Below are 8,471 nucleotides of genomic sequence, written 5' to 3' on the forward strand. Positions count from 1 at the left end.
AGGCCACGCAATGGGAGGCCAGCAATTACCAGCCTCGACCTCAGTACTGCTGAAAATCCGCAAAGATCGTGGCGGGACGTGCGATGCGTCCGCTGGCGCCGGTACCGCGAGCAACCATCTGCTCGTTCGTGGCGAAGCCGATGCGGCTGTAGCTTTGCGTTGTGCGACCCTGCTCATTGGCAAGGCGAAGGGTTTCAAACCCGCAGTGGATAGGACGAAAACGTGCAGTCATTGCCTTGGTTCCTGTTGATTCCTCCCAAGACACACCACAATATTGCACTGCAACATGAGGTTTTCAATGCGTTAGAATAAGAGGCAGATATGCGTAAATCGCATAGATGTTTTCATAAAGCGTTTATAATTGCCTATTTTGGGAGCAGATTAGAGTGCTGCCAGTTTGGCCTGAAAAGCCAAAAGATCGTTCCAGGCGAGGCGCTTGTTGACGGGTGCCGTCAATAGATCTTGCGGATGCAATGTCGCGATCGCAGGAACGACGCGGTTCCCGACCGCGATCTCCCGCCATTGCCCGCGCAAACCGTGAATCGTGTCATTTTCGCCGAAAAAAACCCGGGCAGCAAAATTGCCGAGCACGAGAATTGCCTTCGGCTCGGCAAGCGCGATCTGCCGCTCGATGAAGGGCCGGCAGATATCCATCTCGGCGGTCGACGCAATGCGATTGCCGGGGGGGCGCCAGGGAATGACCTGCGTCAGCAGTATCGCATCGCGCTGTAGACCGATTGCGGCGAGCATCTTGTCGAGCAGTTGCCCAGGTCGCCCGGCAAAGGGTTGGCCTTCGCGATCATCGTCGGCCCCTGGCGCCGAACCGATGACCATGATTCCGCTTGTCGCATCTCCGCTGGCGAAGATCGTCGAACGTGCGCTGTGCTTGAGATTGCATCCGTTGAATGCCTCGATCGCCGTTTTCAACTCCTGCAGCGAGCGGGCGCTCTCAGCCGTGACGCGTGCCTGTTGCACGGCCTCGCCATCCGGGATTGAAGGTTGCGGTCGCTGGGCGGCACGCTCGGGGGCAGGCGCATTCCTCTGTGTCGCCTGAGCCGCCGGGCGTGGCGAAGCTTCCCGAGCTTCAGTGGCCTGCGGGGAAGAGGCCGCATTCCGTCGCGCCGCCTTCATCGCCTCGAACTCCGCGAAGCGGTCGACAGCTTCCTCCTCGAGCAGCCATTCCACCCCCGCTTCGGCATGGAAATGCAGAAGCGCGGCGAGTTCGCCCGGAGAGAGTTCGTTGACGGAGATCATGACGGCGACCTTAGCGAAGCCGAGACGTCAATGAAAGAGCGCTCTGGCCACGAGCCGACCTATTGCACCGTCCATTGCGTGATGTCCTCGCGTTCGCCAATCAATGCCAGGCCGTGCGCGATGGAAAGCAGCTCGCCCCCGGTCTCGATGCGGTCCGTATCGAAGCGCTCTGTGAAGATGCGGCGCACAGCCGGGACAAACGACGTGCCCCCGGTGAGGAACACCTTATCGATCATATCAGATGTCGTGTTCGTCTTCTCCAGCACGTCGTCGAGGGCGCCTTCGATCCGCGCGAGGTCATCTGCAATCCAGCTCTCGAAGTCGGCCCGGCGGATTGTACGGTGACCGCCACGGCCGAGAGGGGCGAAGTCGAAGGCTGCCTCGTCCGCAGCCGAGAGTGCCATCTTCGTGGCCGACACGGCCTGATAGAGCGGATAACCCTCGTCGTGATCGACCAGATCGATGAAGGTCTCAAGCTTCTCAGGTTCGAGCGCGGTGCGTACGAGCTTTTTGAGATCCTCGAATTCGCGCGACGTCTTGAAGATGGAGAGCTGGTTCCAGCGGCCGAAGCTTGAATAGTAGTTCGTGGGAACTTCAAGGATCTTGTCGAAGCTCTTGAAATGACTCCCCTTGCCGATCTGCGGGGCAACGATGTTGTCGATCATGCGATAGTCGAAGTGGTCACCAGCGATCCCGACGCCCGAATGACCGATGGGGGTCGCCGTCAGTTTTCCGCCGACCGTTTCGAACCGGATGAGCGAATAGTCGGTCGTACCACCACCGAAGTCGGCAACGAGCACAGTGGCGTCCGACTTCAGATTCTGCGCGAAGTAGAATGCAGCCGCCACCGGTTCGTAAACGTAGTGAACTTCTGGAAAGCCGAAGCGGGAAAGCGCCTCGTTGTAGCGCTCCGTCGCCAGCGCAGGGTCAGGGTTCGCGCCGGCAAAATGCACGGGGCGGCCGGTAACGATGCGCTTGACGTCGGACGGCCAATTGTCACCGGCGTAGTTGCGCAGGCGCCTTATGAAGACCTCCATCAGATCCTCGAAACTGTGACGCTTCGCGTAGATGAGGGTGCCCTGGAAAAGAGCGCTTGCCGCAAAGGTCTTGATCGACTGCAGGAACCGGCAGTCACCGGGATTATCGATAAATTGCCGGATCGCAGCATGGCCCGCCTCAACCTTCAAGGCTGACGCGCCGAGTTGCGGATCCTTCATGAAGGACAGGGCAGTGCGCATGCTGTCGGCACTGCCGGCGGCGCTTGTAAAGGCCATTGAGTGCGTCGTCTGCCCGTCTGCCGTGGCCAAAACCGTGTTCGTTGTGCCGAAGTCGAATCCCAGCGCTTGAGCCATGCTCGCACCTCATCCTGCCGATTATGTTTTGAGATCGGGAGGCCAGCCTCCGCGAAGGCGCGGAAACGGCGCGCCCGAATTCAAGGAGGGCGCGTGATGCCACAGAGGCCGTTGTTATTCAAGGCTTGAAGCGAAAAATGCGGCATTTACGCCCGCTTCTCGTTCATTCGGCAGCTATTGCTTGAGGCGTGTCCTCATTGTGCTCGGTCTTCTTCTTGCGACCGAGACTGAGAAGCCAATCGCTAAGCCTGCCCATTTCGACGAAGATGACCGGGGTGATGAACAGCGTTAGCGCTTGCGACACGACAAGACCGCCGACGACTGCAATGCCGAGCGGCTGGCGTAGTTCCGAGCTTGCCCCACTTCCGAGCGCGATCGGAAGTGCGCCGAGGAGGGCACAGAAGGTCGTCATCATGATCGGGCGGAAGCGTCGGACGCAGGCTTCGTGGATCGCTTCCGACGGCGACATGCCATTGCCGGAGCGCAGATTTTCTAATGCGACGTCGATCATCATGATCGCATTCTTCTTGACGATGCCGATCAGCATCAGCAGGCCGATGAGGGCGATGATCGAAAGATCGAAGCCCATCACCTTCAGTGCCAGCAAGGCGCCGAGTGCCGCAGCCGGCAGGCCTGAAAGAATCGTCAACGGATGGATGAAGCTCTCGTAGAGGACGCCGAGCACGACATAGATGGTCAGCACGGCCGCCAGAATAAGCAGCGGGGTGTTGCCCTGAGATTGCTGGAATATCTGCGCGGTGCCGCCGTAGGACGTGAAGACGTCCGCGGGCATATTGATATCCTTCTTGATCTGGTCGATCGCGGCTGTGGCGTCGCCGAGCGCCTCGCCTGCAGGTAGATTGAACGAGACCGTTGTCGACACAAGCTGACCGGTCTGATTGATGGTCACCGGGCCTGTTGTGCGCTGGACCGTCGCAAAGGTCGACAGGGGAACCAGGGCGCCGCCGTTGGACGCGACGCGGATTTCCTGAAGCTTCTGATCGTCCCATGGCTTGCTGGTGTCATATTCCACGATCACGTCATAGCTGTCGCCGGTCGACTGAATCTGTGCCGCCGTATAGCCGCCAAAGGCTTCCTGCAGCGTCGTACGCAACTGCCCGTCGGTGATGCCGAAGGCCGCCGCCTTCTCGGTGTCAACGACGATATTGGCTTGCAATGCGTTGTTCTGCGCGTCGGAAGCCACGTCAGTGAAACGCGGGTCGGCGCGCATCGCTTGCTGGATCTTGTTTGCCCAGATGTTCGTCTGATCGGCGCTCAGTGCCTGGACGACCAACTGGTATTGGCTCGCCGTCTGGCGGCCGCCGAAGCGGAGGCTCTGCTGCGGCGTTATGTATGCCTGAAGGCCCGGAATCTTGCTGATGCTCGCTCGCAACTCCCTCAAGGTCTGATCAAGTGGCGGACGTTGATCCTTGTCCTTGAGCTCGACATACATAGTGCCGTTGTTGAGTGGGCTGCGTGCATTGCCGCCGACGATCGACATCACGTGGTTGACGGCGGAGTTTTGCTTCACGAGTTCTGCGGCCTGGTTCTGCAGCGCCTGCATTGCTGGATAGGAAATGTCCTGACGAGCGCGCGTCGTGATGTTCAGGCGGCCGATATCTTCGGTGGGGAAGAAGCTCGAGGGCAGCGTCATGAACAGGTAGATGGTCAACCCGACAGACGCCACGAACAGTGCAAGAACCGTCGGGCGATGCTCCAGGCACCAGCCGACCGATCTCTCATAGCCTCTGAGCGTCCGCTCGAAACCGGCGTCGAACCAGCGGATGAAGAGCGGGGGCCGCTCGTGGCCGCTACCGAGGCGCGACGCCAACATCGGCGTCACTGTGAGCGAAACGATTGCAGAGGCCACGATCGCAATGGCAACGACCATGCCGAACTCGTTGAATATACGGCCGACGACGCCGCCCATCAGCAGGATCGGAATGAAGACGGCAATCAGCGATACGGACATCGAAATGATGGTATAGCTGACTTCGCCGGCGCCCTTGATCGCCGCATCGAGAACCGGCATTCCTTCCTCGACATGCCGGAGAATGTTTTCCAGCATGACGATCGCGTCATCAACCACAAGGCCGACGGCAAGCGTCAGTCCGAGCAACGAGATGTTGTCGATGCTGTAGCCGAGCACATACATCATGCCGAAGGTGGAGATCAACGATAGTGGTACGGCGAGCCCGGGAATGATCGTTGCCGTTAGATGGCCGGTGAAGAGGTAGATAACCAGGACGACGAGGCCGATTGTCAGGAGTAGCGTGAATTTGACGTCCGCTATCGCGTCCTTGATTGGCTGCGCTGAATCGTTCATGACCTTCGTCGAAACCGAGGCCGGAATCTCGTCGTGCAGGCCCGGCAGCTTCGCTCTGATCGCGTCGACAACCTCAACGGTATTTGCATCGGGCTGACGTTGAATGGCGAGAATGATGCCGCGGCTACCATCGTACCAGCTGCCGGTATTCAGATTCTCGACGCTGTCTTGCACGTCGGCGACATCGCCGAGATGGATCGGCGCGCCGTTCGGATTGGCAATCACCAGCGTGCGGAATTCGTTGGCATTCGTCCGCTGGGTGTTCGCATTGATCGTCATACTCTGCGTGTTGTTCTGTAGAGAGCCGACGGGAACCTGGCTGTTGGCCGCAACCAGCGCCTGGTTGACCGTGTCGATGCCGATGCCGCGGTTGAGAAGCTTATTCGGATCAACCTCGACCCGAACCGCGTAGGTCTGTGCGCCGAATACCGAAACCTCGGCGACGCCGGGAAGCGTCGAGAGGGATGGCGAGATGATGTCTTCGGCAATCTCATCGAGCTTGCTGCGTGGCATGGTGTCGCTCTGCACGGCAAGCAGCATGACCGGAGCATCCGCGGGATTCGTCTTGCGGTAGCTTGGCGGCGTCGTCATGTTGTCGGGGAGCTGGCGCGTCGCATGCGAGATCGCCGCCTGAACGTCGGCAGCCGCCGCGTCGATATCGCGGTTGAGGTCGAACTGCAGAACGATGCTCGTATTGCCGAGCGAGTTCGTGGCGCTGATTTCGCTGATGCCGGGAATTGTCTGGAACTGCTTGATCAGCGGCGTGGCGACCGAGGTCGCCATCGTCTGCGGTGAGGCGCCTGTCAGGGCGGCGGAAACGTTGATCGTCGGGAAATCGACCTGCGGCAGGGCTGCCACCGGTACGAGTTGATAGCCAGCAAGGCCGGCAAGCACGACGCCGATGGCAAGCAGCGTTGTCGCGACAGGACGTCGGATACAGAAATTCGGTATCATTGTTCCGTGCCCGCTGTGATGATTTCGGTCTTGCCCGAGGTTTGGTCCGCAGAGGCAACGTTCAATGCCTTGTCGTCGAACTGTTCCTTCACCGCCTGCTGATCAACCAGCTGAGCCTGGCCCTCGATGATGACGTGATCGCCTTCCGCGAGGCCTTTTGAGATGGCCGTGAAGCCGCCGTTTGCACGCGCCACGGTGACAGGCGTCACGTGCGCTTTCCCATCGCGCGCGACAATGGCGAAGAAACCGTCCGCGCCCGGGCTGACCGCCACTGTCGGAACGACGACCTGCTGCTCATTGTTGTTGAAGTGGACGACAATGTTGACCGACTGACCGGGCCAGAGGGCGCCGGACGCGTTCTCGAATTTCGCCTTCGCGAGAATGGTGCCGGAAGCGGGATCGACGGCGTTGTCGTAAAAGCTGATATGGCCCTGGCGCGGCTTGCCCTTATTGGATTGCGGAACCGTGCTTACATCCACCGGCCCTGCGGCGAGGGCGAGCTTCAATTGCCTCAGATCGCGCTCCTGCAGGTGGAACTTCACATAGATCGGATCGTACTTTGCGATCGTTACGATCGCCGAGCCGGCGTTCACAAAGGCGCCGGGGCTCACCGAGATGTCGCCGAGGCGTCCGTCAAAGGGCGCGCGGATATCGGTGTGCTCGAGCAGAACCTGATCGGCCGCCAGCGCCGCCTTGTCCGCCTCGACCGTGGCCGCCGCCGTGTCGCGCGCTGCCTTCGCCTGATCGTAGCTTTGCTGTGTACCGGCCTTTGAGCTCAGCAAGTCGTTGGCGCGTGCCAACGCTGTCTCGGCCTCCGCCAGGGTGGCCTGGTCGCGGACGACCATGGCGCTGTCCTTGTCGACCGTTGCTTGTGCCGTGCGGGCATCAAGCTCGGCGATCAGGTCTCCCTGTTTGACAGTGGCGCCGTCCGACGCGAGGATCTTCGTAACGATCCCCTGTTCCTGGGCCGCGATCGTCGTGGTGTCGTCCGCATCAGCCCAGCCGGAGGCCGTCACATCTCGCGGCAGGATGGTCTTCACCACCGCGACCGTCTTTACCAGCGTTGGCCCGCCGTTGCGGTTGCGGCCCTTGCCGCCGCCCTTTTGATCACTGGATCTCTGGGAGGCATCGCCGGCCGTTTGGAGGCCACCGTCGACCGCATCGGCCTGTTGCGGCGTCTTCGGTAAAAATTGAGAAAGATAAGGGATGCGTTCCCTATATTGCCATGCGCCAATGCTGGCAGCAGCGATGATGCAGACCGTGACCAAAAATTTCTTCATGAGCGAGACCGGGTTGGGGCAAATTGCGCGTAAATCCAGGCTCTATTGAACCACGCTCATTACGGCGCAAAAAAGACACAATTAGCCAAGCGGCCATCACTAAGTGGTTATAATGGCTTAAATTTCTGTAATGAAAGAATGTGCTGATGTGACCCTTTGTAGGCATTGCGAAGGTTCAATCGCAGACATTCTCGCAGTTTCCCCTTTTCAATCAGACGGAACGGGCAGCGCCGCCATCGCAGCGCACAAGACTGCCGGTGATGTAACTCGCGGGCTGGCTGCAAAGAAAGGCGGCGGCTGCCGCAAACTCGTCGATCGTTCCGTAGCGACCGACGGGAATAGCAGCTTCCTTTGCCGAACGGATTTCATCGAGGCTTTTGCCTGTCCTGTTGGCGGCGGCGCCATCGAGGTCGTCGAGGCGACCGGTCAGGATGCTTCCGGGAAGCAGAAGGTTCGACGTGATTCCAAAGCGTCCGATCTCTGTTGCCAGCGTCTTGCTCCAACCGGCGAGGGCAGGGCGCAGCGTATTCGAAAGCGCGAGGTTGGCGATAGGTTCGATGACGCCCGATGATGCGACGGTGAGAATACGCCCCCAACCTTGTTCCTTCATAGGTGGCAGCAGTGCATTGGTGAGCGCAATCACCCGCAGCACCATCGAAAAGAAATAGGTTTCCAGTTTTTCGGTCGTCATGTCCTGCGTCGTTCCCGGCGTCGGGCCGCCGGTGTTGTTGACTAGGATATCGACGCCGCCAAGCTTGTCGCCTACGGCGGCGGTTACGGTCTCCACAAAATTCTCGTCGGAGAGATCGGCCCAGATCCAATCGGCCTTGCCAATTCCTTCGGCGTTGATGGCGCGGCAATTTGCCTCCAGTGTTTCGCCGCTCCGCCCACAAAGGAGCACATTCGCCCCCTCGCGCGCCAAAGCCACGGCGATACCATGACCCAATCCGCGCGACGACGCTAGAATGAGTGCGCGCTTGCCTTTGATGCCGAGATCCATGTCGAATTCCTCCTGTCGTCCGTCTCTCTATACGGCGCGTAGAGTGGCGACGAAAGCGGCGCTCGCCACTTGTTTATCGTTTGACGTTTACGTAAGGTGCGTATATTTATTTGGCGCTAGAAATACTGTTGCGCGAATTGGGGGATTCGCTGTCGTTTCCCGGCTCGACAATAGCCCTTCGTTTTGACAAGAGATAACCCCATCACGGGGAATATGGCCGCAATGTCGGCCAAGCGGAGATGGATGCATGACCGATACGACTGAACTGCCCGAACGCGAGAGCATGGAATTTGACGTGGTGATCG

At 59.6% G+C, this 8,471-nt stretch carries 6 protein-coding genes; all 6 read right to left on the minus strand.

The window, feature by feature from the left end:
* Positions 1–40: 40 nt before the first annotated feature.
* The 6 genes from PMI09_RS04180 to PMI09_RS04205 all read right to left on the minus strand — a co-directional run bounded on the left by PMI09_RS04180 (position 41) and on the right by PMI09_RS04205 (position 8,166).
* Complete coding sequence (locus tag PMI09_RS04180) at positions 41–232, minus strand: hypothetical protein (RefSeq protein WP_007789187.1); 192 nt, start codon at positions 230–232, stop codon at positions 41–43.
* A 149-nt stretch (positions 233–381) separates the two neighbouring features.
* Positions 382–1,254, minus strand: coding sequence for a uracil-DNA glycosylase (locus PMI09_RS04185; RefSeq protein WP_007789189.1), 873 nt, complete (start codon positions 1,252–1,254; stop codon positions 382–384).
* 59 nt (positions 1,255–1,313) lie between these two features.
* Positions 1,314–2,606: an Hsp70 family protein gene (locus tag PMI09_RS04190; protein ID WP_007789191.1), complete on the minus strand. Its 1,293-nt coding sequence runs from the start codon at positions 2,604–2,606 to the stop codon at positions 1,314–1,316.
* A gap of 163 nt (positions 2,607–2,769) precedes the next feature.
* Complete coding sequence (locus PMI09_RS04195) at positions 2,770–5,886, minus strand: efflux RND transporter permease subunit (protein WP_007789192.1); 3,117 nt, start codon at positions 5,884–5,886, stop codon at positions 2,770–2,772.
* Positions 5,883–7,166, minus strand: coding sequence for an efflux RND transporter periplasmic adaptor subunit (locus tag PMI09_RS04200; protein ID WP_007789193.1), 1,284 nt, complete (start codon positions 7,164–7,166; stop codon positions 5,883–5,885). Before PMI09_RS04200 ends, PMI09_RS04195 begins: the two co-directional genes overlap by 4 nt.
* Before the next feature lie 211 nt (positions 7,167–7,377).
* Entirely contained in the window at positions 7,378–8,166 is a 789-nt protein-coding gene (locus PMI09_RS04205) for an SDR family oxidoreductase (protein WP_007789194.1), read from the minus strand.
* Positions 8,167–8,471: the final 305 nt, after the last annotated feature.

The sequence above is a fragment of the Rhizobium sp. CF122 genome, assembly GCF_000282035.1.
In the GTDB taxonomy this organism is placed as follows: Bacteria; Pseudomonadota; Alphaproteobacteria; order Rhizobiales; family Rhizobiaceae; genus Rhizobium.

Bases quoted from the DNA above. Each gene is read 5' to 3' on its own strand.
- PMI09_RS04190 (WP_007789191.1), bottom strand. From the start codon at position 2,606: ATGGCTCAAGCGCTGGGATTCGACTTCGGCACAACGAACACGGTTTTG.
- PMI09_RS04185 (WP_007789189.1), bottom strand. From the start codon at position 1,254: ATGATCTCCGTCAACGAACTCTCTCCGGGCGAACTCGCCGCGCTTCTG.
- PMI09_RS04205 (WP_007789194.1), bottom strand. From the start codon at position 8,166: ATGGATCTCGGCATCAAAGGCAAGCGCGCACTCATTCTAGCGTCGTCG.
- PMI09_RS04195 (WP_007789192.1), bottom strand. From the start codon at position 5,886: ATGATACCGAATTTCTGTATCCGACGTCCTGTCGCGACAACGCTGCTT.
- PMI09_RS04180 (WP_007789187.1), bottom strand. From the start codon at position 232: ATGACTGCACGTTTTCGTCCTATCCACTGCGGGTTTGAAACCCTTCGC.
- PMI09_RS04200 (WP_007789193.1), bottom strand. From the start codon at position 7,166: ATGAAGAAATTTTTGGTCACGGTCTGCATCATCGCTGCTGCCAGCATT.